21 protein-coding genes and 1 riboswitch are annotated in these 24,177 nt (G+C 72.5%); of the genes, 11 read left to right on the top strand and 10 right to left on the bottom strand.

Annotated features, from left to right (window positions below; translation table 11 throughout):
• Positions 1-418 precede the first annotated feature (418 nt).
• Positions 419-2,065 carry a serine/threonine-protein kinase gene (locus TR49_RS03605; protein ID WP_042376932.1) on the top strand — a complete coding sequence of 549 codons (1,647 nt, stop codon included), beginning with the start codon at positions 419-421 and terminating at the stop codon, positions 2,063-2,065.
• On the top strand, positions 2,062-3,126 hold the full coding sequence (locus TR49_RS39595; protein ID WP_052433963.1) for a hypothetical protein: 1,065 nt from the start codon (positions 2,062-2,064) through the stop codon (positions 3,124-3,126). The genes TR49_RS03605 and TR49_RS39595 overlap by 4 nt, the downstream gene beginning before the upstream one ends.
• Here the strand turns inward: TR49_RS39595 and TR49_RS03595 are convergent.
• The gene (locus TR49_RS03595; protein WP_042376926.1) at positions 3,108-4,538 is read right to left on the bottom strand and encodes an alpha,alpha-trehalose-phosphate synthase (UDP-forming); all 1,431 of its coding nucleotides are present in this window, start codon (positions 4,536-4,538) and stop codon (positions 3,108-3,110) included. The two genes, TR49_RS39595 and TR49_RS03595, sit on opposite strands and share 19 nt — an antisense overlap.
• 18 nt (positions 4,539-4,556) lie before the next feature.
• A complete protein-coding gene (locus TR49_RS03590) occupies positions 4,557-5,594 on the bottom strand; it encodes a glucosyl-3-phosphoglycerate synthase (protein ID WP_084724509.1) in 1,038 nt (345 codons plus the stop codon).
• Between the two features lie 212 nt (positions 5,595-5,806).
• Positions 5,807-5,951: riboswitch (SAM riboswitch) on the top strand.
• A gap of 19 nt (positions 5,952-5,970) precedes the next feature.
• Between TR49_RS03590 and thrC the strand changes: the two genes are divergently transcribed.
• The 6 genes from thrC (at position 5,971) to TR49_RS03555 (ending at position 10,950) form a co-directional block, all read left to right on the top strand.
• Positions 5,971-7,248, top strand: a complete 1,278-nt coding sequence (thrC, locus tag TR49_RS03580; RefSeq protein WP_042376922.1) for a threonine synthase — start codon at positions 5,971-5,973, stop codon at positions 7,246-7,248.
• Positions 7,245-7,523, top strand: coding sequence for a MoaD/ThiS family protein (locus tag TR49_RS03575; RefSeq protein ID WP_042376921.1), 279 nt, complete (start codon positions 7,245-7,247; stop codon positions 7,521-7,523). The genes thrC and TR49_RS03575 overlap by 4 nt, the downstream gene beginning before the upstream one ends.
• A gap of 377 nt (positions 7,524-7,900) precedes the next feature.
• Entirely contained in the window at positions 7,901-8,104 is a 204-nt protein-coding gene (locus tag TR49_RS03570) for a cold-shock protein (RefSeq protein WP_042364928.1), read from the top strand.
• Between the two features lie 347 nt (positions 8,105-8,451).
• Positions 8,452-10,071, top strand: a complete 1,620-nt coding sequence (gene groL / locus TR49_RS03565) for a chaperonin GroEL (RefSeq protein ID WP_042376918.1) — start codon at positions 8,452-8,454, stop codon at positions 10,069-10,071.
• 268 nt (positions 10,072-10,339) lie between these two features.
• Positions 10,340-10,696 carry a DUF8819 family protein gene (locus TR49_RS03560; protein ID WP_042376916.1) on the top strand — a complete coding sequence of 119 codons (357 nt, stop codon included), beginning with the start codon at positions 10,340-10,342 and terminating at the stop codon, positions 10,694-10,696.
• Complete coding sequence (locus tag TR49_RS03555; RefSeq protein WP_042376913.1) at positions 10,693-10,950, top strand: DUF4031 domain-containing protein; 258 nt, start codon at positions 10,693-10,695, stop codon at positions 10,948-10,950. Before TR49_RS03560 ends, TR49_RS03555 begins: the two co-directional genes overlap by 4 nt.
• 13 nt (positions 10,951-10,963) lie before the next feature.
• On the opposite strand, the gene TR49_RS03550 is transcribed toward TR49_RS03555, so the two are convergent.
• Entirely contained in the window at positions 10,964-11,428 is a 465-nt protein-coding gene (locus TR49_RS03550) for a YcxB family protein (RefSeq protein WP_042376912.1), read from the bottom strand.
• 26 nt (positions 11,429-11,454) lie between these two features.
• Positions 11,455-12,126: an HD domain-containing protein gene (locus TR49_RS03545; protein ID WP_042376910.1), complete on the bottom strand. Its 672-nt coding sequence runs from the start codon at positions 12,124-12,126 to the stop codon at positions 11,455-11,457.
• Positions 12,127-12,276: 150 nt separating this feature from the next.
• On the opposite strand from TR49_RS03545, the gene TR49_RS03540 reads away from it, so the two are divergent.
• Entirely contained in the window at positions 12,277-12,981 is a 705-nt protein-coding gene (locus TR49_RS03540; RefSeq protein WP_042376908.1) for a copper homeostasis protein CutC, read from the top strand.
• A gap of 195 nt (positions 12,982-13,176) precedes the next feature.
• On the opposite strand, the gene TR49_RS03535 is transcribed toward TR49_RS03540, so the two are convergent.
• A complete protein-coding gene (locus TR49_RS03535; RefSeq protein WP_042377128.1) occupies positions 13,177-15,360 on the bottom strand; it encodes a HelD family protein in 2,184 nt (727 codons plus the stop codon).
• 313 nt (positions 15,361-15,673) lie between these two features.
• On the opposite strand from TR49_RS03535, the gene TR49_RS03530 reads away from it, so the two are divergent.
• Positions 15,674-15,877, top strand: coding sequence for a hypothetical protein (locus TR49_RS03530; RefSeq protein WP_042376906.1), 204 nt, complete (start codon positions 15,674-15,676; stop codon positions 15,875-15,877).
• Between the two features lie 12 nt (positions 15,878-15,889).
• Here the strand turns inward: TR49_RS03530 and TR49_RS03525 are convergent, their stop codons facing one another.
• The 3 genes from TR49_RS03525 to TR49_RS03515 all read right to left on the bottom strand — a co-directional run bounded on the left by TR49_RS03525 (position 15,890) and on the right by TR49_RS03515 (position 20,753).
• Positions 15,890-17,527, bottom strand: a complete 1,638-nt coding sequence (locus TR49_RS03525) for a DNA repair helicase XPB (RefSeq protein WP_042376904.1) — start codon at positions 17,525-17,527, stop codon at positions 15,890-15,892.
• A gap of 78 nt (positions 17,528-17,605) precedes the next feature.
• Positions 17,606-18,199, bottom strand: a complete 594-nt coding sequence (locus TR49_RS03520; RefSeq protein WP_084724508.1) for a Uma2 family endonuclease — start codon at positions 18,197-18,199, stop codon at positions 17,606-17,608.
• Positions 18,200-18,320: 121 nt separating this feature from the next.
• Entirely contained in the window at positions 18,321-20,753 is a 2,433-nt protein-coding gene (locus tag TR49_RS03515) for a helicase C-terminal domain-containing protein (RefSeq protein ID WP_042376900.1), read from the bottom strand.
• A 145-nt stretch (positions 20,754-20,898) separates the two neighbouring features.
• On the opposite strand from TR49_RS03515, the gene TR49_RS42385 reads away from it, so the two are divergent.
• Complete coding sequence (locus TR49_RS42385; protein WP_042376898.1) at positions 20,899-21,948, top strand: hypothetical protein; 1,050 nt, start codon at positions 20,899-20,901, stop codon at positions 21,946-21,948.
• A 213-nt stretch (positions 21,949-22,161) separates the two neighbouring features.
• On the opposite strand, the gene TR49_RS03505 is transcribed toward TR49_RS42385, so the two are convergent.
• Together TR49_RS03505 and TR49_RS03500 are read right to left on the bottom strand one after the other, a co-directional pair.
• The gene (locus TR49_RS03505; protein WP_052433961.1) at positions 22,162-23,067 is read right to left on the bottom strand and encodes a class I SAM-dependent methyltransferase; all 906 of its coding nucleotides are present in this window, start codon (positions 23,065-23,067) and stop codon (positions 22,162-22,164) included.
• Between the two features lie 57 nt (positions 23,068-23,124).
• Complete coding sequence (locus tag TR49_RS03500) at positions 23,125-24,177, bottom strand: ABC transporter substrate-binding protein (protein WP_052433959.1); 1,053 nt, start codon at positions 24,175-24,177, stop codon at positions 23,125-23,127.

Genomic DNA, 24,177 nt, shown 5'->3' with positions numbered 1-24,177 from the left:
ACCCGCCTCGGTGCGCGGCGTCGGAAGACCGGCGGGGGGCTGCGCCCCGCTCCGGTCGGCGGTCCGGTCGCTCGCACGCTCGTTCGTCCGGTCGTCCGTGCGGTGGGGGAAGCCTTCGGCACTGCCTTCGGGGATGCCCATGGCTACGACCATATCCGGGCCCGCCTTGCCTCCGCGCAGGTCCGCTCGGGCTCGCCGCACACGTGTTCCGCGAGCGCGTCGGCGCTGGGCGGGCCCGGTAGGCGGCCGGGGCGATCCGTGTGCGGGGAGTGAGCGCCCGGGCGACATCCCGCGATATCCGACGACGCGCTGTATGCGGAGCATAAGAGTTCCGCTCCTAGGCGGTAACCGTGATGTCACGGCGGCTGGCTGAGCACCCCTTTCTTCGCTACGTTCGCGACAAAAGGGGGGACAGGTCATGGAATGGATCGTTCCGGGGTATCGGCATACCCGGGAACTCGGTTCGGGTGCGAGCGGTCGTGTGGTGCTCGCGTTGCACGAGGTCACCGGCACGGCTGTCGCGATCAAGTACCTCGGTGACGAGCTCCGGGCCGACCCGGACTTCCTCACCGAGTTCCGCGACGAGGCCCGGCTGCTGGGCGACCTCGACAGCCCCTACGTGGTCCGGCTCTACGAGTACGTCGAGGGCCCGGCGGGCGCGGCGATCGTCATGGAGCTGGTCGACGGCATCGCCCTGCGGGCGCTGCTGAAGCAGGCCGGGGCCACCGGCCCGGAGGCGGCGCTGGTCGTCCTCAAGGGCTCGCTGCTCGGCCTGGCCGCGGCCCACGCGCTGGGCGTGGTCCACCGTGACTACAAGCCCGAGAACGTCCTGGTCGCCGCTGACGGCTCGTCGAAGCTCGTCGACTTCGGCATCGCGGTGAAGTCCGGCGACGAGGGCGGCATCGCCGGCACCCCGCCGTACATGGCCCCCGAGCAGTGGACGGGCGACCCCGCCTCGCCCGCCGCGGACGTCTACGCGGCCACGGCGACCTTCTTCGAGTGCCTGACGGGCTCACGCCCGTACCCCGGGGTCACCTTCGCCGAGCTCGTCGTCCAGCACACCACCGCGCCCATCCCCGACGAACTCGCCCCGGAGGCGGTCCGCCCGCTGATCCGGCGCGGCCTCGCCAAGCACGCGACCGAACGCCCGGAGAGCGCAGCGGCGTTCGTCACCGAGCTCGAGGCGATCGCGGGCGCGGCCTACGGCCCGCAGTGGGAGGAGCGCGGCCGCAAGCGCCTCGCCGCGATGGCGGCGCTGCTGCCGCTGCTGTTCCCCTCGGCGGGCGGCGGCGCGGCGACGAGCGGGACGACGGCACTGGCGAGCACGGTGCTGCGGACGGGCCGCCCGATCGTCCGCCGGATGCCGCGCCGGGTCGCGGTCGGCGCGGGCGTCGGCGGTGTGGTGCTCGTCGGAGTCCTCGGCGGCGTCGCCCTGGCGGGCGCGAACCCCAACCTGCCCCACGTGACCGGCGGTCCGACCCCGGTCGCGGTCACCTCCATCACCCCGACCGGCGCGGTCTCCGTCTCGTCCAGCCCGTCCGCGTCGGCGTCGGCCTCGCCGTCCACCTCGCCGAGCGCGAGCCCGAGCGCGAGCCCGGGCGCAAGCTCCTCGCCGAGCCCGGGCGCGAGCCCGTCGGCGTCCCCGACCAAGCCCGCACCGCCCACCGCGTCCCCGACCACGGCCTCGCCCACGTCGGCCTCGCCGACGAGTACGCCCACGAAGCCGAAGCCCCCGCCGCCGTTGCAGGTGTCCAAGCTCTACGACGTCTGGAGCTACAACGGGGCCACGTTGGCCCAGGTCATCTACGGCTACGCGGACACCAACACCACCGGGTCGTTCACCATGACGGCGACCTGGTTCTACTACACGGCCTCGGGCGGTCAGGAGGTCTTCTCCTCGTCGACGGTGCCGCTGTCCGGGAAGACCAGCTACGGCCGGGTGCGCTTCGACTCCGGGACGCCCCCGGAGGGCAACTGCCTCACCTATGGCGTCACCCTGACGACGAAACCCGCGGCGGCCAACGGCTCCGTCACCGAGACCTGGAGAGGAACGTGCATCGGATGAGCGCCGTCGGCGAACCCCAGGACGCCGTGCCCGCCGACGGCGGCACGATGCATCTCCGTGTGCCGCCGGAGGACACTCCGCCCGCGCCGCAGGACGCCGTGCCGGACGAACTCGGCACCGTCCGGCTGGGCCGCGCGGCTCAGCCGGCGCAGGCGTCCGACCCGGATGCCATCCCCACGGTGAGGTTCCCGGCCGAGCCGGAGGCGATGCCGACGGTGCGGCTGGGGAGCGACCCCGAAGCGATCCCCACCGTGCGGCTGCCCGCCGCGCCGGACGTCGTTCCCACCGTGCGGCTGGGCGGCGACCCGGAGGCGATCCCCACCGTGCGGCTGCCCGCCGGGTCGGAGGCCGTTCCGACGCCGACGCTGCAGATCCCGTTCGAGCAGCAGGCCGCGCCCGTGCCGCCCGCGCCGACCCTGCAGGTCCCCGTCGGCCCCACGATCGTCGAGGCCCCTGCGCCGATGGCCGCGCCTGCTCCCGCACCTGCCCCGATACCCGCGCCCGCGCCGGTGCCCGCAGTGGAGGCCTCGGCCTCCGTGGCCGCGCCGGACGCCTCGCTGATCAGGTTCGGGCCCGGCGTGCCGGACCCCAAGACCGCGCGGACGATCGCCATGTGGAAGGGCGAGGTCGCTTCCGAGCCGCAGGCCGAGGAGGGGAGGAAGCGGCGCGGGTGGCTGTTCTGGGTGCCCGTGCTGCTGGTGTTCCTCGCCCTGCTCGGCTGGTGGCTCGACGGTGTCCTCGCGCCGCCGCAGCTGAAGCTGACCGGCGCGTCCGTACAGGTCGCCCCGGCGACCGTCGGCTGTGGCGGCAAGGCCACCATCACCGCGACCGTCTCCACCGACGGCCGCGCCGGGACCTTCCACTACCGCTGGACCCGCAACGACGGGACGGACAGCGGGCTGCTCACCGAGACCGTCGCGGCCGGGACCCGGCAGGTCCAGCTCCCGCTGGTCTGGACGCTGTCCGGCCCCGGCACCTTCGACGGGAAGGCCACCCTGCAGATCCAGGACCACCCGGCCCTCACCGGGACGGGGACGTTCACCTACTCCTGCGCCGGCTGACCGTCCGTCAGGGCGTGCAGCTGCTGCATGAACCAGGCCGTCGGCGGGAGCGCGGTGCTCGCCTCCGTCAGGCGCTTGCTGCGGGCGGACCGCTCGTCCTCCGGCATGGTGAGCGCCGCGTGCAGCGCCTCCGCCGTCTGGATCACGTCGTAGGGGTTGACCGTCAGCGAGTCGTCGCCCAGCTCGGCGTGGGCTCCCGCCTCGCGGGAGAGCACCAGGGCGACGCCCGCGTCGGAGACGACCGGGACCTCCTTCGCGACCAGGTTCATGCCGTCGCGGATGGGGTTGACCAGCGCGACGTCGGCCAGCCGGTAGGCGGCCAGCGAACGCGGGAAGTCGTCGTTGACGTGCAGGATGACGGGCTGCCAACTCGGCGTCCCGAACTCGTCGTTGATCTCCTGCGCGGTGCGCAGCACGGCCGCGGTGTACTCGCGGTACTCCGGCAGGTCGTGCCGTGACGGGTAGGCGAAGGCGATGTGCACGACCCGGTCCAGCCACTCGCTGCGCGTCCGCAGCAGGTGCTGGTACGCCTGCAGGCCGCGCACGATGTTCTTGCTCAGCTCGGTGCGGTCGACCCGCACGATCGTGCGGCGGTCGCCGACGGCCTCGCGCAGCGTCGCCAGTCGCGCGTCCACGTCGGGGCGGTGGGCCCGCTCACGCAGGAACTCCGCGTCCGCGCCCAGCCCGTGGACGCCGAGCCGGGTGGCGCGTCCGGCGTGGGTGACCACCAGGTCGTCGGAGACGGTCGCGCCGAGCACGTCACGGCAGCAGTCCGCGAAGGCCCGGGCCCAGCGCTCGGTCAGGAACCCGGCGCGGTCCGCGCCGAGGATGCCCTCCAGCACCCGCGGGGCCACGTCGTCCGGCAGCAGGCGGTAGTAGTCCGGCGGGGCCCACGGGGTGTGCGAGAAGTGCGCGATCCGCACGTCCGGTCGCAGTTCGCGCAGCAGCAGCGGTGTCAGTGACAGGTGGTAGTCCTGGACGAGTACCGCCGCCCCGGGCTCGGCGCAGGCCGCCAGCGCCTCGGCGAAGGAGTGGTTGTACGCCTCGTAGGAGGCCCACTCGCGGCGGAACTGCGCGCCGAAGACGGGCTTGGTCGGTGTGTCGTAGAGGAGGTGGTGGACGAACCAGAGCGTCGAGTTGGCGATGCCGTTGTAGGCACGGGCGAAGGTGCCCGCGTCGATGTCGAGCATGCGGACGTCGGGTTCGGTCAGACCCTGCCGGGCGGCCGCCCGGTCGGCGTCGGACAGTGCCGCGCAGACCCAGACGCTGCGCTGCTCGGTGCCGATCGCGGAGAGCCCGGACACCAGCCCGCCGCCGCCCCGGCGTGGCGTCAGCGTGCCGTCGTCCTCGGCCGTGAAGGAGACGGGGCCGCGGTTGGACGCGAGGACGATGGGGGCGGTGGTCGAAGCCATATCAGTCACCCTTGCCTCTCAGGGATGCGGGCAAACCTCCTGCCCGGCGGCGCGCCTTTGCGCCTGCCGGGCCTGCGGAGCGGGTCGGGCCGGTGCGGCCCGTCGGGCCTGGTACGCGGGGACGGAGGCCATCGGCGGGCGTTCCACCGTCGCGACCTCGGTGCTGTGCGGCGTGAACCCGGACGCCGTGCGGGTGAACTGCACCAGCTCGGGGCGGGCCAGCGGGTCCGCGTCAGGCGCCTTGAGCCGCTCCAGCGCGGTGCGGTAGATGGTGGCCGCCATCCGGCCCAGCGCCTGCGCGTCCTGGTGGCGGTGGTGCCGCACGCCCACGTCGACCTGGGCGAGCGCGTCCAGGCCGACCAGGCCGAGCGCGTCGACGAGCAGGCCCAGCTCGACGCCGTAGCCGGTCGGGAAGGGCAGCCGCTCCAGCAGCGAGCGGCGCGCCGCGTACTCGCCGCCGAGCGGCTGGACGAAGCCGGCCAGCAGCGGCCAGTGCAGGTTGAGCAGTGGGCGGGCCACGAGCTCGGTGACCCGGCCGCCGCCGGCCGGTATGGAGCCGGTCTCGGTGTCGAAGGGCCGGTCGTACATGGCCTTGACGAAGGCCACCTCGGGGTCGGTCAGCAGCGGACCGACGATGCCGGAGACGAAGGCGGAGTCGAAGGCGCGCAGGTCGGAGTCGATGAAGCAGACGACGTCGCCGGTGGTGGCCAGCAGCGACCGCCACAGCACCTCGCCCTTGCCCGGTTCGACGGGCAGCTGCGGCAGGATCTGGTCGCGGTGCACCACCCGCGCGCCCGCCGCCTCGGCCTCGTGCGCGGTGCGGTCCACCGAGCCGGAGTCGACCACGACGAGCTCGTCCACCAGCGGCACCGCCTCGACCAGGTCGCGGCGGATGGTGCCGACGATCTCGCCGACCGTCTCCTCCTCGTCGAGCGCGGGCAGCACCACGCTGACCGTCAGGCCGCTGCGGCGCTTCGCCTCCAGCAGCTCGGGCAGGGGTCGGTCGGCGGCGCTCCAGGATCGGCGGCGCAGCCAGTCCTCGACCTGGTCCAGCACGGGGCTCCCTCGGGTCCGTCTCGGATGCTGTTCGGTGCTCGGTCGTGTCTTCGTCGTGCGGGTGGCGGTCGCCCACGGTGACCGTCTCGCGTCTCGGACGGTAGTCGGCGCGCGGTGGGCCGTCGGTTACAGTCTTGAGGACGAGGTGTGGTCATCGCACATTGGGGTCCACCTCCGACAAATGCGACGCGCTCTGCAGTGCGGCGCCATAGCGCTCATCCAGAGGGACTGAGGGAACGGCCCGTTGACGTCCCGGCAACCCCCCTGCCATGCGGCGCGGTGTCCGAGGACCCGCGGCCCGGCCGGGAAGGTGCCAATTCCGGCCCGTGGCGAGACGCGCCCCGGGGAAGATGAGGAGAGAGAGGTTCTCGCCATCATGGCCCCTGTCAGCAGCACCGTCGCACCCGACGCCTTCGGCCCCGCCGTCGCCCTGTCCTGTCGCGAGTGCGGAGCACGCACCCCCCTCGCCCCGAACTTCGCCTGCGCCGAGTGCTTCGGCCCGCTGGAGGTCGCCTACGAGCTCCCGGCCGGCGACCCGGAGGGTCTGCGCAAGCAGATCGAGAACGGCCCGAACAACATCTGGCGCTACGCCCCGCTGCTGCCGGTCTCCCCGGACGTCGCCGAGCGCCCGAGCCTCAACCCGGGCCTGACCAAGCTGGTCAAGGCGGACAACCTCGCCCGCGAGCTGGGCGTGACCGGCTCGCTGTACGTCAAGGACGACTCCGGCAACCCGACCCACTCCTTCAAGGACCGGGTCGTGGCGATCGCCGTCGAGGCGGCCCGTACCTTCGGCTTCACCACGCTCTCCTGCTCCTCCACCGGCAACCTGGCCGGCGCCGTCACGGCCGCCGCCGCCCGTACCGGCCTGCGCGCCTGCGTCTTCATCCCGCACGACCTGGAGGCCGGCAAGGTCGTCATGGCCGCGATCTACGGCGGCGACGTCGTCGGCATCGAGGGCAACTACGACGACGTGAACCGCTTCTGCTCCGAGCTGATCGGCGACCCGTCCGGCGAGGGCTGGGGCTTCGTCAACGTGAACCTGCGCCCGTACTACGGCGAGGGCTCCAAGACGCTGGCCTACGAGATCTGCGAGCAGCTCGGCTGGCGGCTTCCGGACCAGCTGGTGATCCCGATCGCGTCCGGCTCCCAGCTGACGAAGATCGACAAGGGCCTCAAGGAGCTGATCGCCCTCGGTCTGGTCGAGGACAAGCCCTACAAGGTCTTCGGCGCCCAGGCCGAGGGCTGCTCTCCGGTCTCCGCGGCCTACAAGGCCGGTCACGACGTGGTCCGCCCGCAGAAGCCGAACACCATCGCGAAGTCGCTGGCCATCGGCAACCCCGCCGACGGCGTCTACGTGCTCGACATCGTCCGCCGCACCGGCGGCGCGGTCGAGGACGTCACCGACGAGCAGGTCGTCGACGCGATCCGGCTGCTGGCCCGGACCGAAGGCATTTTCGCCGAGACGGCGGGTGGCGTGACGGTCGGCGTGCTGCACAAGCTGATCGAGAGCGGTCAGCTGGACCCGGCCGCCGAGACCGTCGTCCTCAACACCGGCGACGGCCTGAAGACCCTGGAGGCCGTGGCGGACGCCGCCCGCCCGACCGCCGTCATCCGCCCCACCCTTGACTCGTTCCGAGAGGCAGGCCTCGCATGAGCGTCACCGTCCGCATCCCCACCATCCTGCGCACCTACACCGGCGGCACCGCCGAGGTGAGCGCCGAGGGCGCCACCCTGGCCGAGGTGATCAAGGATCTGGAGTCCCACCACACGGGCATCTCGGCCCGCCTGCTGGACGACAACGGCAAGCTGCGCCGCTTCGTCAACATCTACGTCAACGAGGACGACGTGCGCTTCGCCGAGGGCCTGGAGACGGCCACCCCGGACGGCGCCGGCGTCTCGATCATCCCCGCGGTCGCCGGCGGCTGCTGAACCCTACTCTCCGGTCAGGTGCGGAGGCCCGGCCACCCCTTACGGGGGTGGCCGGGCCGCTGTCATTTCCGGATGTTTAAGAGGAGTAGAGTGCTCCTGTCCCGTCCTACGAGACGGTTGACGTGCTCTTTTTCATTCGGCGACATGTCGGGAAACGCCCGATATGCCCGGCCCGAATCGTTCCTATTCGGCGACGCTCGCCGCTTATGTCTCATTACTCCCCGTGAGAATTGGCCGTCGAATGCTCTGTTGCTGAGGGCATCGGAGTGGATACATTCAGCGTCGGCCGAGCAACGGCACTGCACCCCGCAGCGTCCGGTTCCGGCCCGGTCCGCGGTGTGCGGACCGTGAAAGGGCCAGTAATAGGGGAGTTTGGAATGGCTCAGGGCACCGTCAAGTGGTTCAACGCGGAGAAGGGGTACGGCTTCATCGCGGTCGACGGTGGTGCGGACGTGTTCGTCCACTACAGCGCGATCCAGATGGACGGGTACCGGTCGCTCGAAGAGGGCCAGCGGGTGGAGTTCGAGATCTCGCAGGGCCAGAAGGGCCCGCAGGCCGACATGGTCAAGGTCATCGGCTGAAACACCACCACCGCTGACTCGGCAGCGATCGCTGACTGAATCAGGACCCGCAGAGCTCGTTCCAGACGAAACGATGCATCCACGCAGGTCTTCCGAAGGACCCCTGTCCCGTTCGCGGGCAGGGGTCCTTCGTCTTGCCGCCGCCCGTCCCCAGCTTCGCGGAGCTGCTTGCACTCAAGGGGGTCGAGTGCTAATCATTGGCGTTAGCACTCTGAGGTAGAGAGTGACAACGGGCCGGGTCGGTGAGGCCCCGGGCGAGGCGGGACGGAACCGCCGAAGGCCGGAGCCGTCCGTCGCGGGCGCAGGCGCGGTCCGAAGCAGCCAGTCTGTCCAGGAGGACCGCTTCCATGGCCAAGATCATTGCGTTCGACGAAGAGGCCCGTCGCGGCCTCGAGCGCGGTATGAACCAGCTCGCCGACGCCGTCAAGGTCACGCTGGGCCCCAAGGGCCGCAACGTCGTTCTGGAGAAGAAGTGGGGCGCCCCCACGATCACCAACGACGGTGTCTCCATCGCCAAGGAGATCGAGCTCGAGGACCCCTACGAGAAGATCGGCGCCGAGCTCGTCAAGGAGGTCGCCAAGAAGACCGACGACGTCGCGGGTGACGGCACCACCACCGCCACCGTGCTGGCCCAGGCGCTCGTCCGCGAGGGTCTGCGCAACGTCGCCGCCGGCGCCAACCCGATGGCCCTCAAGCGCGGCATCGAGAAGGCAGTCGAGGCCGTCTCCGCCCAGCTGCTCGAGCAGGCCAAGGACGTGGAGACCAAGGAGCAGATCGCCTCCACCGCCTCCATCTCCGCCGCCGACACCCAGATCGGCGAGCTCATCGCCGAGGCGATGGACAAGGTCGGCAAGGAAGGCGTCATCACCGTCGAGGAGTCCCAGACCTTCGGTCTGGAGCTGGAGCTCACCGAGGGTATGCGCTTCGACAAGGGCTTCATCTCGGCGTACTTCGCCACCGACCTGGAGCGCATGGAGACGGTCTTCGAGGACCCCTACATCCTCATCGCCAACTCCAAGATCGGCTCGATCAAGGACCTGCTCCCGCTGCTCGAGAAGGTCATGCAGTCCGGCAAGCCGCTGCTGATCATCGCCGAGGACGTCGAGGGCGAGGCGCTCTCCACCCTGGTCGTCAACAAGATCCGTGGCACCTTCAAGTCCGTCGCCGTCAAGGCCCCGGGCTTCGGTGACCGTCGCAAGGCCATGCTCGGCGACATCGCCATCCTCACCGGCGGCCAGGTCATCTCCGAGGAGGTCGGCCTCAAGCTGGAGAACGCCGGTCTGGAGCTGCTCGGTCGCGCCCGCAAGGTCGTCGTCACCAAGGACGAGACCACCATCGTGGACGGCGCCGGCGAGAGCGAGCAGGTCGCGGGCCGCGTGGCCCAGATCCGCGCCGAGATCGAGAACAGCGACTCGGACTACGACCGCGAGAAGCTGCAGGAGCGCCTGGCCAAGCTGGCCGGTGGCGTCGCCGTCATCAAGGCGGGCGCGGCCACCGAGGTCGAGCTCAAGGAGCGCAAGCACCGCATCGAGGACGCCGTCCGCAACGCCAAGGCCGCGGTCGAGGAGGGCATCGTCGCCGGTGGTGGCGTGGCCCTGCTCCAGGCCGGTGTCGCGTTCGAGAAGCTCGAGCTCGAGGGTGACGAGGCGACCGGTGCCAACATCGTGCGCGTCGCGCTCGAGGCCCCGATCAAGCAGATCGCGGCCAACGCCGGCCTCGAGGGCGGCGTCGTGGTGGAGAAGGTCCGCAACCTGCCCGCCGGCCACGGCCTGAATGCCGCGACCAACGAGTACGTCGACCTCATCGCCGTGGGCATCATCGACCCGGCCAAGGTGACGCGCTCCGCGCTGCAGAACGCGGCGTCCATCGCCGCGCTCTTCCTCACCACCGAGGCCGTCATCGCCGACAAGCCGGAGAAGGCCGCGGCCGCGCCGGCCGGCATGCCGGGCGGTGACATGGACTTCTGATCCTCAGCTTCCCGCTGAAGGACCAAGAGTTCCGGAGGGCGGTCATCCAACCTGTGACGGGTTGGATGACCGCCCTCCTGCTGTTGCCGGCACCTCAGGGCCGAGGGGGACCGTGCGAGAAACCACCGGCGTGCGGATGGCCCTGCCTCGGTCGGGACCATCTGCTCATCGGTGGCATGTCGCGCCCACGCGGCGAAGCCGCACATCGGCTGAGCCCCGCGCCCCTGGAGAGGGCAATGTCCCCTGTGCCCAATGCGAGACTGGAGCGATGGAGAACGCACTGGAGACCGCTCTGCACGGTGCGCGGAGCGCGCTGCTCAGGGATCTGACCGCGAGGGACGTCGCGGATGCCGCGATCGTCTCGGTGCTGGAGGACGCGATCGCGCAGCGGCGGTGGTGGGTCGAGCAGTGGCCGGACGGGGTGGACTACCTGCTGGGGCTCGTCGCGCAGGACGTGCAGGACGCCCTGTTGGAGGGCTGGGGCCGCTGGCCCCTGTGTACGGAGTGCGCTGCCGACGGGGATCCGCACGCGCTCGCCGTCGAGCCCGAGCTGGGGCCGGACCCGCACTGGGTCTGCGGCAAGGAGGGGCGAACCGTCGCCGCCGTAGGCGAGCTCGCGCCGTGATCCTGATCGACCCCCCGACGTGGCCGGGCCACGGCCGGTTCTGGTCGCACCTGGTGTCCGACGTCTCGTACGACGAGCTGCACGCGTTCGCGCGCCTGCTGGGCGTGCCCGAGCGCGGCTTCGAACGGGACCACTACGACGTGCCGGAGCGGCTGTACGCGCAGGCGGTCGATCTGGGCGCCGTGCCCGTTCGCAGCCGGGAGATCGTGGCCCGGCTCTCGGCCGCCGGCCTGCGGCGGCCCAAGCACCGGTAGCGGCGGCGAGCCGCTACCGCATCAGCTTCTGCGCGGTCAGCCAGCTCTGCAGCTCCTCCAGCTGAACCTCGCTGAGGGCGCGGGCCGGGATGGCCCGGCTGCGGACCGTCTGGGTGCCCTCCAGCAGCAGCCAGCCGCGTCGCAGCTGCACCCGGCGGACTGCGGGCCAGCGGATCTGCGTCGACTGGAACTGGTCGCGCACGGACAGGCCGACGTCGGTGAAGCGCAGGCTGGTCGTCGAGCCGGGGCGGGGCAGGTTCCGCACGGCGTAGCGGATCCCGTAGACGGTCCAGGCCAGGCAGAGGAGACCGACCAGGGCGAGCGTCCCGCGCGCCGGGTGGGCCGCACCCGGGAGCGCTGCGACCACGACCGAGGTGAGCCCCACCAGCAGCGCGGCCAGGGCGTAGACGCCCTGCTGGCGCAGCCAGTAGCGGCGTGCCTCGCCGTGCTGGTACTCGAACTCGACCTCGATATCCATGCACCCCACCCGGCGACCCAAGGGACTCACGTGACGGGCGGCACCTTATCGCGCAACCGTGCAAGCTCGGAACGGAGGTTCGCCTCCGCGCGCGGTCCGAAGGTGGCCTGTGCGGGCTGGGTCCGGTACAGGGAGGGCTTCTTGGTGAGCAGGTGCTCCAGGATCGTGGCCCGGCCCGCGCGGAAGTCCTCCTCCGGGACGAACGCGTACTCGGCGCGGACGGCAGCGGTGTAGCCGGCGTAGACCTGCGGGGGAGCTCCGAGGATGGCCAGGTCGGCGTCGCACAGCACCTCGCCGTTGCGGTCGCCCGGGGCCGGGTCGTGCGCGGCCGTCAGCCGCACCAGGCGGGCCACCTCGGCGATGGCCTCGTCCGCGACGCCCAGCTCCGGCAGTACCTTCTCGGCCAGCCGCGCGCTGCGCTCCTCGTTCTCGCTGCGGTCGGGTGCGTAGATCGCGTCGTGGAACCAGGCGGCGAGGCGCACCAGGTCGGCGTCGTCGGCGTGGCCGGCCAGCCGGTCGATCACCTGCAGCGTCGCGGCCAGGTGGCGCAGGGTGTGGTACTTGCGTTGCGGCTCCGACCAGCGCCGCAGCAGCTGTTCGCCGTAGGGCTCCGCCTCCGGTGCCGCGAAGAGCGCGGTCCAGCGGGTGAGCAGACCCTCGGCGAGGGTTTGGTCGGGATGCGACGACGACTCGGGCATAGACACATTGTGGTACGGACGCCGCCCCGTTCGCTGGCGATGCGTCGTATGCCGCGCCGTCGCTGTCGCCACGTCCCGCCAACGGCTAGGGTGTCTGCATTGGACTAGACCTGTTGGGCCGTTTGTCGAAGCGGAGCAGAGAGGCTGCACATGAGCGATCGGGCGATCTTCGAGGTCATCGCGACGTCCGCGGAGGACGCCGTCGCGGCCGCGGCGGGAGGGGCCGACCGCCTGGAACTCGCCGGCGAGATGGCGGCCGACGGGCTGACGCCCGACCTCGCCGAGTTCGTCCGGATCAGGGCCGCGGTGCACGTCCCGCTTCGTGTCATGCTCCGCGACGGCGACGGCTTCCTGGTCCGCGACCTCGACGCGCTCTGCGCGAAGGCGCAGGCGCTGCGCGCGGAGGGGGCGGAGGAGTTCGTCCTCGGCTTCCTCACCCCCGAGGGCGAGATCGACCTGGCGTCCGTGCGGACCCTGCTGGACGCCATCCCCGGCTGCCGGTGGACCTTCCACCGCGCGCTGGACAACGCGGCCTCCCGCCAGGACGTCCGCGCCGCGATCGACGGCCTCCCCGGCCTGGACACCGTCCTCACCGCCGGAAGCAGCGCCGGGGTGGCCTCCGGCATGGACGTCCTCGCCGAGGAGGCGGCCCGCGCCGGTGCCCCCGGCTACGGCCCGCGCATCCTCGTCGGCGGCGGCCTCAAGACCCAGCACATCCCGCGCCTGCGCGCGGCCGGGATCGACGGCTTCCACGTCGGCACGATGGTCCGCAGCGCGGGCTGGGGCAGCCCGCTGGACACGGGCCTCGTCCAGCAGTGGCGCCGCCTGCTCGATGCCGAACCCGTCGCTGCGTAGAACACTTCGGCACAGGGCGAGTGGCACGACCTGGCGAGTGGCGCCACCTAGAGGGGCGTGGCCGGCGTGCGGATGGCCCTGGGCGTTCGGGCATCGACCTGCGTGGGTGGCTTGTCGCGCCCACGCGGCGGAACCGCACATCAGCCATATCAGCAGAGCCTCGCGCCCCCGGGAGGTGCGACTGGCCCCTGAGGGTCACCCGAGTGCCTCCGGCAGAGGCCGGGTGTGGAGGACGTTGAGGCCGGAGACGGCGCGGGTGAGGCAGACGTAGAGGCGGCGCAGGCCCGTACGGAGGTCTGCCTCGCCGTCGACGATGGCTGCGGGCTCGTCGAGCACGACGTAGTCGTACTCCAGGCCCTTGGCGAGTGAGGCCGGGACCAGCGTCAGCCTGCTCTCCGCGTTCGTCTCCGTTCCCGGGTCGAGATACGGCAGCCCGGCTGCCGCCAGCGCCGCGCCCAGGACCGGGACGCGCGCGTCCGCGGCGATCAGCCCGATGCTGCCCTCGTTCCGCAGCGCGGCCTGCGCCGCCGCCACCACGGCGTCGGTCAGGGCGGGCGGGGTCGCCGGCGCGAGCGCGGAGGCCGCGTCCAGCGCGTCGGCTTCTTCCGGCGCGGCGGAGCCGTCCACCCGACGGATCGTCAGCGTGTCGGCCGCGGTGCGGATCGACGTCGCGGGGGCGAGGTCGGGGGCGATCGCCGGGAGGAGCCGGGAGGCGTAGTCGATGACCTCGCCGGGGACACGGAAGCCCGTGGTCAGCTCCTCCACCCGCGAGCCTGGCTTGCCCAGGTGGTGCAGGGCGGTGGCCCAGGAGTCGGTGGACCACGGTGTCGTGCCCTGCGCGATGTCGCCCAGCACCGTGGCCGAACCCGTCGTGCAGCGTCGTCCCACCGCGCGGTACTGCATGGGGGAGAGGTCCTGCGCCTCGTCGAGGACCACATGGCCGAGCGAGGAGGTGCGTTCGACCAGGTCGCGCGTCTCGTCGACGAGGACCGCGTCGGCGGGCGTCCACGGAGCCGTCTTGACGCCGCGGCCGGGCTTGGGCCAGAGCACCGCCGCCTGCTCCTCCGGTGTCAGCAGGCCGTCCGCGCACTGCGCCAGGAACTCGGGCTCGGAGAGCAGGCGCAGCACCAGCTTGGCCGGGTCCACCGGCGGCCACAGCGCCTTCGCCGTCGCCTTCACGGCGGGGTTGCGCGCGACGGCGTCCTGCACGCGGTCGTCGGGCGCCTCGCCCGCCTGTTCCATCTTCACCAGGACGGCGTGCGCGATCCGCTGCGGAAGCGCGGCCTGAGCCGCGCCGTAGCGGATGCCACGGTCCATCAGCTCCCGGACGATCTCCTCCAGTTCGTAGGAGGCGACGCGCCAGCGGCGTGAGCCGCGGACCACGACGCAGCCCTCCGTCGGCAGGGTGATGCCGGACCGGACGGCCCGGCGCAGCACCTCCGCCATCCGCGCGTCGCCCTTGAGCCGGGCTGCCTCGGCGGTGTCCGTGCCGCGCAGCGGGACGTGGGCGACGAGCTCCTCGACGGTGGCCTGGGCGACGTCCAACTCGCCCAGCGCGGGCAGGACCTGCTCGATGTAGTGGAGGAAGGAGCGGTTCGGGCCGATGACGAGGGTGCCGGTGCGGGCGAGGCGCTCGCGGTGGGCGTAGAGCAGGTAGGCGACACGGTGCAGACCGACGGCCGTCTTCCCGGTGCCGGGCGCCCCCTGGACGCAGACCGTGCCGTGCACGTCGGCACGGACGATCTCGTCCTGCTCAGGCTGGATCGTGGCGACGATGTCGCGCATCGGACCGACGCGCGGGCGCTCGATCTCCGCCGCGAGCAGCGCGCTGGTGCCGGTGGACTCCTCGGGATCGGTCAGGTGCTCGTCCTCGTAGGCGGTCAACTCGCCGCCGGTGTACCCGAAGCGACGGCGCAGCCCGATGTCCATCGGGTCCTTCTTGCTGGCCCGGTAGAAGCACTGGGAGACCGGCGCACGCCAGTCGATGACCATCGGGTCGCCGTCGGTGTCGTGGACGTGACGTCGGCCGATGTAGAAGCGGCCTGCCCCTCGCCCACCACCACCCTTGTCCGAGGCGCTTCGCGCCGCCCCTCCTGCTTCGCCGCCCTCCGCCAGCTCCGCGCCCGGGGCGTGCAGGAAGTCGAGCCGGCCGAAGAACAGGGGGGTGTCCGCGAGGTCGGCCAGGGCCTTGATGCGGTTGTCGATCTCGCGGGCGAGGATCGCGGCGTTGACCCAGTTGCCGGTCACGTCCTTGATGTCGAGCGCCTCCACGTCCTCGCGCATGGCGCGCAGCGCGGCGCGGGAGGAGGCGAGATGGGCGCGTTCGCGGTCGAGCGGGTTCGCCGGCGGGGTTGTCGGGGCGGGGGTGTGCGCAGGCACGGAGAAGCCTTCCCGGCTGCGGAACACCGGGGGTGTCCGGCGCGCAGCGGTCTCAAAAGTCTGCGATGGAATTTGAGAGCCACCCGGTTTCCGTCCGGGCGGCGCCTCCCCACGTGCGTCCCCGGGGAGGCGGCAGACCGGACACCCTATACCCACGAACGACCGGTGGGCGAATCACTTTCGTCCAGGGGATATCAGGGGTAACCCTGACGTGCGGACGAGGGCGTGTACCCCTGCGGGATGAGCTGGAAGGCCTGACGGAATGGGCCATTGGGCTGACGATTTCATGGGGCCGGAAATCTAGCGTTGAGACATGGCTACCGCATACATCGACTCCCGACCCCGTTCCGCCCCGCACCCCCACGTCGTCGCCCGTGGTGCCACCAAGGTGGAGCGCCGCCCGCGCAACCCGATCACGGCCTGCGCGCGCGGCGTCGGCATCCTCGCCGCCACGGCCTTCTCCGTCGTCGTCCTCGGCCACGACGGCCTCCCCGAGGACCTGCTCAGGAAGGCCTGACCCACCCGAGGGTCACAGTACGTCGTCCGCGTCCACGATCCGGTAGGCGTAGCCCTGTTCGGCCAGGAACCGCTGCCGGTGCGCCGCGAAGTCCTGGTCGATGGTGTCCCGGGCGACGACCGAGTAGAAGTGCGCCATGTGCCCGTCCGCCTTGGGACGCAGCACCCGGCCCAGTCGCTGGGCCTCCTCCTGGCGTGAGCCGAACGTGCCGGAGACCTGGATCGCGACCGTCGCCTCGGGCAGGTCGATGGAGAAGTTGGCGACCTTGGACACCACCAGCACGCTGATCTCGCCCTCCCGGAACGCGTCGAACAGCTTCTCGCGCTGGGCGTTCGTCGTCTCGCCCTTGATCACCGGCGCGTCCAGCGCCTCGCCCAGCTCGTCGAGCTGGTCGATGTACTGGCCGATGACGAGCGTGGGCGTGCCCCTGTGCTTCTCGACGAGCGCCTGGGTGACGCGGCGCTTGGTCGCCGTCGTGGCGCAGAACCGGTACCGCTCCTCCGGCTCCGCCGTCGCGTAGGCGAGCCGCTCGGTGTCGGTGAGGGTCACCCGCACCTCGCAGCAGTCCGCGGGCGCGATGTAGCCCTGCGCCTCGATCTCCTTCCACGGCGCGTCGAAGCGCTTGGGGCCGATGAGGGAGAAGACATCGCCCTCGCGCCCGTCCTCGCGCACCAGCGTCGCGGTCAGGCCGAGGCGGCGGCGCGCCTGCAGGTCGGCGGTGAACTTGAAGACGGGCGCGGGCAGCAGGTGCACCTCGTCGTAGACGATCAGGCCCCAGTCGCGGGAGTCGAACAGCTCCAGGTGCGGGTAGACGCCCTTCCGCTTGGTCGTCATCACCTGGTACGTCGCGATGGTGACCGGGCGGATCTCCTTGCGCGCGCCGCTGTACTCGCCGATCTCGTCCTCGGTGAGGGAGGTGCGCTTGACCAGCTCGTGCTTCCACTGGCGGGCGGAGACGGTGTTGGTGACCAGGATCAGCGTGGTCGCCTTGGCCTTGGCCATCGCGGCCGCACCGACCAGCGTCTTGCCGGCGCCGCAGGGCAGCACGACGACGCCGGAGCCGCCGTGCCAGAAGCCCTCGGCGGCCTGCTCCTGGTAGGCGCGCAGCTTCCAGCCGTCCTGCGCCAGCTCGATCGGGTGCGCCTCGCCGTCCACGTAGCCGGCGGTGTCCTCGGCCGGCCAGCCGAGCTTGAGCAGCACCTGCTTGATCTGCCCGCGCTCGGAGGGGTGCACCACCACGGTGTCCGGATCGATCCGCTGGCCGACCAGCGGGGCGATCTTCTTCGACCGCAGCACCTCCTCCAGCACGGGCCGGTCCGTGGCGGTCAGCACCAGGCCGTGCACCGGGTCCTTGCTCAGCCGCAGGCGGCCGTAGCGGTCCATGGTGTCGGCGATGTCGACCAGCAGCGCGTTCGGCACGGGGTAGCGCGAGAAGCGCACCAGCGCGTCCACGACCTGCTCGGCGTCGTGCCCGGCGGCCCGCGCGTTCCACAGGCCCAGCGGCGTCACCCGGTACGTGTGGACGTGCTCGGGCGCCCGCTCCAGCTCTGCGAACGGTGCGATGACGCGGCGGCACTCGTCGGCGAGCGTGTGCCCGGTCTCCAGCAGCAGGGTCTTGTCGGACTGAACGATCAGCGGCCCGTCGTGCACGTGCGTCTCCTCCGGTCCGGGCAAGTGGCCAAACACCCAGTGTCCCGCATCGCGGCGCGGACCGGAAAGCGGATCCCGCTACAGCTTGTCGATGCCGGTGAGGTCGATGTCGATCGGGAAGGGGACGTCGAGGACGAGACGGTCGTGGTGGATGCCGGTCAGTTCATAGCTGCGCTTGTCCGGGTCGAGCTGGTAAGTGCTGAGGACCGGCCGGTTCTCGCCCGCAGGACTGTCGGCGAGCCAGTAGTGCCCGATCCCCGCGCGGGCGTACTTGTGGGGCTTGGTGTCCCGGTCACGGGACGCGGACTCGGGGGAGACGACCTCGATCGCCAGCACGACGTCCTCTACCCGATAGCGAGTTCTGCCAGGTCCGGTAGCCGCCGCCTTCACCACGCACACATCGGGTACGGGTGAGTTCTGGCGGTCGATGACGACCGCCATTTCGCGCCGCACCCGCAGATCGTCGGGCACGAGCGTCCGAAGACCGGCTTCCAGCAGGAAGAGCATCAGGCTGTGGAACTCCTTCTGCGGACTCACGAAGACCAGGCTCCCGTCGATCAGCTCTGTGTGCGGCGGGAGGTCTGGCAAGGTCAGCAGGTCGTCCACGGTGTAGCCGCCATCCGGCGGCCGAGGCCAGGGGTACGGCCAGTCGTGCATGGGCTCAGCGGTCATGGTCCCTCCCATGGACGGGATTCAAGCGCTCGGTCCCACGGTAGCGGCGGGCGGCGACGCGCACAGCACGCCTTCGGGTGAGGACGAACCGTTTCCGTGGTCCGCGAGGCGAGCCCGGTTGCTACGCCTCGTCGTCGGCAAGTTCCGCGACGCCGGTGATGCGGTGCAGGGAGAAGGTGCGGACCTCCTCGTGGACCTGGTCGAAGGCGGTGACGAAGCCGCCCTCGACGCGGACGGGCTCGATGACGCGCTGGCTGGCCGCGCCGTCCGCGTTGACGTAGCCGATCCAGACGGCATCGCCGGTGAGGACGGCGGTCTGGAGGGTGGCCAGGGTCTCCGCCGCAGGAGTGCGGGGGAGGGGGCCCGCCGCGGGGACGCGGTGGGTGATGGTGGCGGCGCGGTCGCCCGCGCGGATGGCCTTGATGGCGGCGCCGAGGAGTCCCTGCGTGACCGGCGGCGGACCGTCGGGGACGGGCGCCGGAGGCGTGCGCGGGGGCGTGCGGCGGGCGTCCGGGCGGGTGATCATGACGTCGCCCTCGGCGGTCTCCGCGGCGGGGGCGTAGCCCATCGTGCGGAGCTGCCCGAGCACCGTCGCCGGGTCCGTCTGCGCGGCGAGGACGGTGGGAGCGAGACGTCGCAGCCGCAGCTGCGCGGCGCGGCGGTCGGCGAGCAGCTCGTCCAGCAGGGCGTCGTCGTCGCAGCGCAGGTACGCCGAGGCCGCACCGACGCGCAGTCGGCCGTGGCGGCGGGCCACGTCGTCAACGAGGTAGGTCAGCGGCTGCGGCACCGGCGTGCTGGAGTGCTCGGCGAGGAAGGTGTGCAGCTCGGCCGCGCTGCGCCCGGCATCGAGGGCACGGCGTACGGAGTCGGGGGTGAACCGGTAGACCGTCGCACCGCCCTTGGACTCCACGTCCGCCGCGACGGCGAGGGTCTGCGCCAGCGGCGTGCGCAGCGGGCCGGGGGCGATGGCGGTGAGGTCGGGCTGGAGGATGACCTGGTCCAGCGGTTCCGGCAGCAGCGGGGCGAGGCGCTCCAGGGTCGACGCCTCGTCATCGTCGAGCAGCGGTACGGCGAAGCGTGCGAGCGCACCCCGGCCGGTGAGGCCGAGGTCCTCCGCCTCCGCGACCGTCCAGGCGACCAGCTGGTCGCGCAGCTCGCCGCCGCGCAGCGGGTGCTGCCAGGCGATCCGGGCCGTCAGCGTCCGCACGTCGGCGGCGGCGCCCCCGGGCAGCAGGGCCAGCAGGCCGAGCACGTCGTGGCGGAGAACCGGTGCGAGGGCGCGGTCGAGGCCGCTGCCGAGCGGCGGCAGGACCTTGTCCTTGGTGTCCTTGGTGCCGACCAGCGCGGCGACGCGGGTGGCGGCGAGCCAGGTGCGGGCCAGCAGCAGCCACCGCTCCGCGACGGGCCGGCGCAGCCACTCGTCGTAGGCGGGGGTGGGCGCCCAGCGCTCCTCCACCTCGCCGTCCGGAGCCACCAGGCCTGCGCCGTAGGCGAGTTCGAGCCAGAAGGCGGTGCCGGGCTCGGGCAGGTCCAGGGCCTGCGCGGTGCGGCGCAGCTCGCGGACGCCGAGGCCGCCCGCGCGCAGCACGGCGGGCGACTCGGTGCTCCACAGGCTGAGCGCCTCCTCCACCGTCCGCACGGCTGTGAAAGCCTGGGCGGCGGCCGCATGGTCCGCCTGTTCCGGCTCGATGCTGCGGGCCGACGTCACTTGCGGCGCGACCGGCTCGACCTGACGGTGCGCCAGGCCGCCACGCAGATGGAGCGCGACCTCGCGGGGCAGCACCACCGCGTCCCGGCCCGCGGGCAGCAGCAGGCCGCAGGCCTGGAGCCACTCGACGGGGGTGCGCGCGTCCGCGGCCCGGACCGCGCGGGGCGGGGACGCGCCGAACGGCGGCCCCCAGGTCAGCTTGGACAGGACGCCGCGCGCGCCCTCCGGCGCACGGGCGAGCAGCGCGTCCGCCCGCTCGCGCTGGGCGAACAGGCTGCTCAGCGCGGCCAGCGCACTCACCTGGTCGTGGGTGCTGGGCAGCCCGGCGTCGGCGAGCATGTCCTGCAGGCGGGCCGGCGACAGCCCCGCGCCGGCCTCCGCGTACAGGGGGCCGAGCCCGGTCGGCCCCGACTGTCCGCCCGCCGGGGCGAGCACGTCCCGCGCGGTGCGCACCAGCCGCAGTCGCTCCGGCCCGCCCCAGACCAGGGCCGCGTCACCCAGCGCCGCCACGGCGGGCTCGAAGGCCGCGTCGACCTCCGGGTCCTGGTCCGCGCCCAGCAGCGCGCGCAGCTCCTGCGGCGTGCACGGGTCAGCGGCCACGGACAGCGCCTCCGCGACCTGGAGGGTGAACCGGTCCAGCCGCTCCAGTGCGCGGATCACGCTGGCTCGTGTCGCGCTGCGGGTCGCCAACTGGCTCAGGTCGGCCGGCACCGGGTGCACGAGATCCGGCCGCGCCCGCAGCAACGCGGCGAGCGCGGCGTCGTCGCGGCCGCGCAGGTCCTCGGCGAGGGTGCGCGGCAGCGTGCGGACGCCGTCGTGCGACTCCTCGGTTCTCCCGGTGCTCATCCGACTCAGATTACTTGCTGCGGTGCGGGGCGGCCCCTGTCTGCCCGGGAGTACGGGAGGGCTTCTCCGGGTAAGGCCGTGACGTCCGCACGACGCACCCTAAGCTGACGCCGGCGGTGGTTGTGGGGAGGGGCGGGGAAGCACGATGGGCATCGAGAGCGAACAGCTGGTCTACGACTACCTGAGCCGAGTGGGCGATCTCGCCGGCCAGACCGGGGGTCTGACGGCGGCGGAGCGTGTCCGGCTCGTCAACGACCTGCGCCAGGCCATCGACTCCCAGCGGGCCGCGTCCTCCTCGTCCTCCCGGTCCTCCGCGCGCGCGGAGGTCGGCTCGGTCCGCAAGATCCTCGCGGGCCTCGGCACGCCTGAGCAGGTGGTCCGCCGCGCCGCGGGCGGCGGCGGGGCCTCGGTCGGGTCCGGACCAGCGGTCCCGACGACCTCCGCTCCGACGCCTTCGGCGCGCCCGGCGACGCCGTCCGTCCCGACGCAGGGCCCTGCACCAGCGATCGAGGGCCGCGCGGAGTTCGTCCGCGCGGACGCCGGCAGCGTTCCGGCCTCGGGCGCGCAGTGGTGGACCTTCGAGTCCGGCGGCAGCGGCTTCCCCGGCGGGGGCGGCGTCCGGATGATCCAGCCGCCCGGCTGGTCCGGCTCCTTCGAGGGCGACTTCCTGGTTCCCGACGGCACGGCGGTCGTCGACCCGGTCACCGGCCTCCCGAGCGCGCAGCCCGCGGCGGGCGCGGCGGCGGGCACGGGCGTGAACGGGGCCGGCGAGGTCGGCCCACCGGTGCCGACGCAGCCGAAGCCCGGCCTGCTCCGACGCCTCCGGGGCGGCGCGCCGGGAGGCACGTCGGTGCCGCGGGCATCGATCCCCTTCGTCGAGGCGCTGGCCACACTGGTGCTGGTCGGCGCGGCGGTGACGGGTCTCTGGTACGTCGCGATCCTCGGCTGGCTCCTCGCCTACGCGGGCCGCAGGTTCGGCCACGGCGTCGGCCGGGTCGCCGCCCTCTGGATCCCCGGCCTGATGGCCGCGGCCTGCGGCTTCTGGCTCTACAGCAAGTCCGGCCACACGCCGGGCCACCCGGCCCTGACGAACGCGCAGGTCACCGCCGCGACTCACAACGCCTACACCTTCTGGCTCCGCGGCTCCTCGACCCTGTCCGCTGCCTTCCTCGCCTGGCGCATCACCCGACGCTGAGTCAGTTCCCGGCAGACGGACGTTGCACCGCCTCAGGGGCGCGGGGCTCTGCTGATATGCGGTTCCACCGCGTGGGCGCGACAAGCCACCCACCCACACAGAGCCCCCGAACGCGCAGGGCCATCCGCACAGGGTGGTTTCTCGCGCCCTGTGGCGGAGCCGCGGGTCAGCAGGGCCCCGCGCCCCGGAGGTGGCGCGCCTGGCTGCCAGGTCTCAGGGCACCCGGAGTGCCGACGTGAAGCGCAGGTGCGTCTCGCTGCGCAGCACCCCCTCGTGGTCGCGGAGCTCGTCGAGGGCGTCGAGGGCCGCAGCCTTCGCCGCGGCGCGGCGGTCCGTGGGGATCTTCTCGAGCCAGATCCGGCGCCCCGTCGACCACTGCGAGCGCCACCACTCCTCGCCGCTCCCGATCACGCGCACCGACGTCTCCTCGACCGTCCGCACCTCGGCGTAGCCGCAGGCGTGGAAGAGGTCCGCGATCGACTCGCGGGAGTCGAACGCCGGGTGGCCGCCACGCGCGCCCTGCCTCGGGGAGGACGCGGAGACGGGGTCGTCGAGGAAGGCCAGCGCCGCGTCCAGCGGGCGGGTCCAGCGTGGGTCGGTCAGCGCACCCCAGCTCGACATCGCGAAGCGCCCGCCGGGGACCAGGATGTGGTGGGCCGCGCGCAGCGCCGCCGCCGGATCGGGGGTGATGAACATCATCAGCCCGGCCAGGACCGCCTCGAAGGAGCCGGAGGGGAAGCCCGGGTCCTCCGCGTCGCCGACGCGGGCCGTGACGTTGCGCAGGCCACGGCGGGCGATGTCCGCGGCCGTGGCGTGGGCCATGCCGGGGGAGAGGTCGAGGCCCGCCACGTAGCCGTCGGGGCCCACCGCCGTCGCGGCGGCGAACAGCACCGCGCCGCGGCCGCAGCCGAGGTCGAGGACCCGGTCGCCCGGGCGCAGGCCGGCGTGTTCGACCAGGCGTGCGCCGTTCGCCTGGAAGAACTCCCCGTCCACCGTCCCGTAGGTGTCCGCGACCAGGTCGAAGCCCTCCGCGATGAAGGCCTTGCGTGTCGCAGCCGCGCGCTCACGCTCGCGTTGCGACCGGTGGTCCCGCTGCTCCTGCGTCGTTGTCGTCGGCATGGTGACATGGTGTTCCCGAGTGACGGGCATCACAAGACTCTGGGCACGTATCGGTCGCTACCCACCCAAGTAGCGCCGCAGTTGAGCCAGGATCAGATCGGAGCCGAGGTAGCCCACGCCCTGGTTCCAGAGCTGGTCGTCGACCGCGTAGGCGCGTCCCGCCTTGACCGCGGAGAGGTTCTTCCAGGCGTCGCTGTTCAGCACCTCGTCGGTGTGGGCCTTGGCCGGGTCTCCGGAGGTGGAGTAGAAGATCGTGGTGCCGTCCACCGCGTCGAGCTTGTCCGTCGCGGGGAGGGCGACCGTCTCCGTCTGCGCGTTCTGCGCGTCGGGGCGGCCCAGCTGGACGTCGGCGAGCAGGCTGCCGGGGAAGCTGTGGGCGGCGACGACGCTCGGGTTCTGGTCCTGGACGAAGCGGATCAGACTGATCTGCTGCTTGCGGGTCGAACCCGAGCCGCCCAGCCCGGCGGTGACCTCGCGGACGTGGTCCTGGTAGGCGGAGGTGATCGCGTCGGCGACGGACTGCGCGTTGAGGGCCTGCGTGTGGAGCTGGAAGTCCTGCTTCCAGGAGGCGCCCGTCGACTCGGTCAGGACGGTCGGGGCGATCGCCGACAGCTGCTGGTAGCGCGCGCCGTCGACGGAACGGCTGGAGAGGATCACGTCGGGCCGCAGCCGCTTGATCGCGGCGAGGTCCGGTGCGCCGACGACGCCGACGTGGGCGACGGGCGAGAGCCATCCGGTGGGGTAGTAGTCCGGCAGGCCGCTGTCGAACGCCGGGCGCGCCGCCCCCACCGGCGTGAAGCCGAGGGTGAGCGCGGAGTCGAGCTCCGCGGTGCCGAGCACGACGACCCGCCGCGGCGCGGCCGGGACCTGCACCTGGCCGGTCGCGGCGTGGACGGTCCGGGTGGGCGGCGGCGTCGGGGAGGCGCTGCCGGTCCCGCTCGACGCCCGGGCGGCGAGCAGCCCTCCGCCTCCCGCGCTGGACGTCGGGCTGGCGGCCGAGCCGGAGTCGGGTGGGAAGCCGGTGTCGCCCTTGCAGGCGGCCAGCGCGGCGGAAGCGCCGAAGGCGCCGAGCGCGCCGAGCAGGGCCCTGCGCGAGTAGGCGCCAGGCAT

The sequence above is a fragment of the Streptacidiphilus melanogenes genome (assembly GCF_000787835.1).
GTDB classification, from domain to species: domain Bacteria; phylum Actinomycetota; class Actinomycetes; order Streptomycetales; family Streptomycetaceae; genus Streptacidiphilus; species Streptacidiphilus melanogenes.
Note: the sequence above shows the minus strand (reverse complement) of the source record. Positions and strands in the feature narration are given on the sequence as shown.

Coding starts and splice junctions, on each gene's coding strand:
- TR49_RS03605 (WP_042376932.1), top strand. CDS start 419: ATGGAATGGATCGTTCCGGGGTATCGGCATACCCGGGAACTCGGTTCG.
- TR49_RS39595 (WP_052433963.1), top strand. CDS start 2,062: ATGAGCGCCGTCGGCGAACCCCAGGACGCCGTGCCCGCCGACGGCGGC.
- TR49_RS03595 (WP_042376926.1), bottom strand. CDS start 4,538: ATGGCTTCGACCACCGCCCCCATCGTCCTCGCGTCCAACCGCGGCCCC.
- thrC (WP_042376922.1), top strand. CDS start 5,971: ATGGCCCCTGTCAGCAGCACCGTCGCACCCGACGCCTTCGGCCCCGCC.
- TR49_RS03575 (WP_042376921.1), top strand. CDS start 7,245: ATGAGCGTCACCGTCCGCATCCCCACCATCCTGCGCACCTACACCGGC.
- TR49_RS03570 (WP_042364928.1), top strand. CDS start 7,901: ATGGCTCAGGGCACCGTCAAGTGGTTCAACGCGGAGAAGGGGTACGGC.
- groL (WP_042376918.1), top strand. CDS start 8,452: ATGGCCAAGATCATTGCGTTCGACGAAGAGGCCCGTCGCGGCCTCGAG.
- TR49_RS03560 (WP_042376916.1), top strand. CDS start 10,340: ATGGAGAACGCACTGGAGACCGCTCTGCACGGTGCGCGGAGCGCGCTG.
- TR49_RS03550 (WP_042376912.1), bottom strand. CDS start 11,428: ATGGATATCGAGGTCGAGTTCGAGTACCAGCACGGCGAGGCACGCCGC.
- TR49_RS03545 (WP_042376910.1), bottom strand. CDS start 12,126: ATGCCCGAGTCGTCGTCGCATCCCGACCAAACCCTCGCCGAGGGTCTG.
- TR49_RS03540 (WP_042376908.1), top strand. CDS start 12,277: ATGAGCGATCGGGCGATCTTCGAGGTCATCGCGACGTCCGCGGAGGAC.
- TR49_RS03530 (WP_042376906.1), top strand. CDS start 15,674: ATGGCTACCGCATACATCGACTCCCGACCCCGTTCCGCCCCGCACCCC.
- TR49_RS03520 (WP_084724508.1), bottom strand. CDS start 18,199: ATGACCGCTGAGCCCATGCACGACTGGCCGTACCCCTGGCCTCGGCCG.
- TR49_RS03515 (WP_042376900.1), bottom strand. CDS start 20,753: ATGAGCACCGGGAGAACCGAGGAGTCGCACGACGGCGTCCGCACGCTG.
- TR49_RS42385 (WP_042376898.1), top strand. CDS start 20,899: ATGGGCATCGAGAGCGAACAGCTGGTCTACGACTACCTGAGCCGAGTG.
- TR49_RS03505 (WP_052433961.1), bottom strand. CDS start 23,067: ATGCCGACGACAACGACGCAGGAGCAGCGGGACCACCGGTCGCAACGC.
- TR49_RS03500 (WP_052433959.1), bottom strand. CDS start 24,177: ATGCCTGGCGCCTACTCGCGCAGGGCCCTGCTCGGCGCGCTCGGCGCC.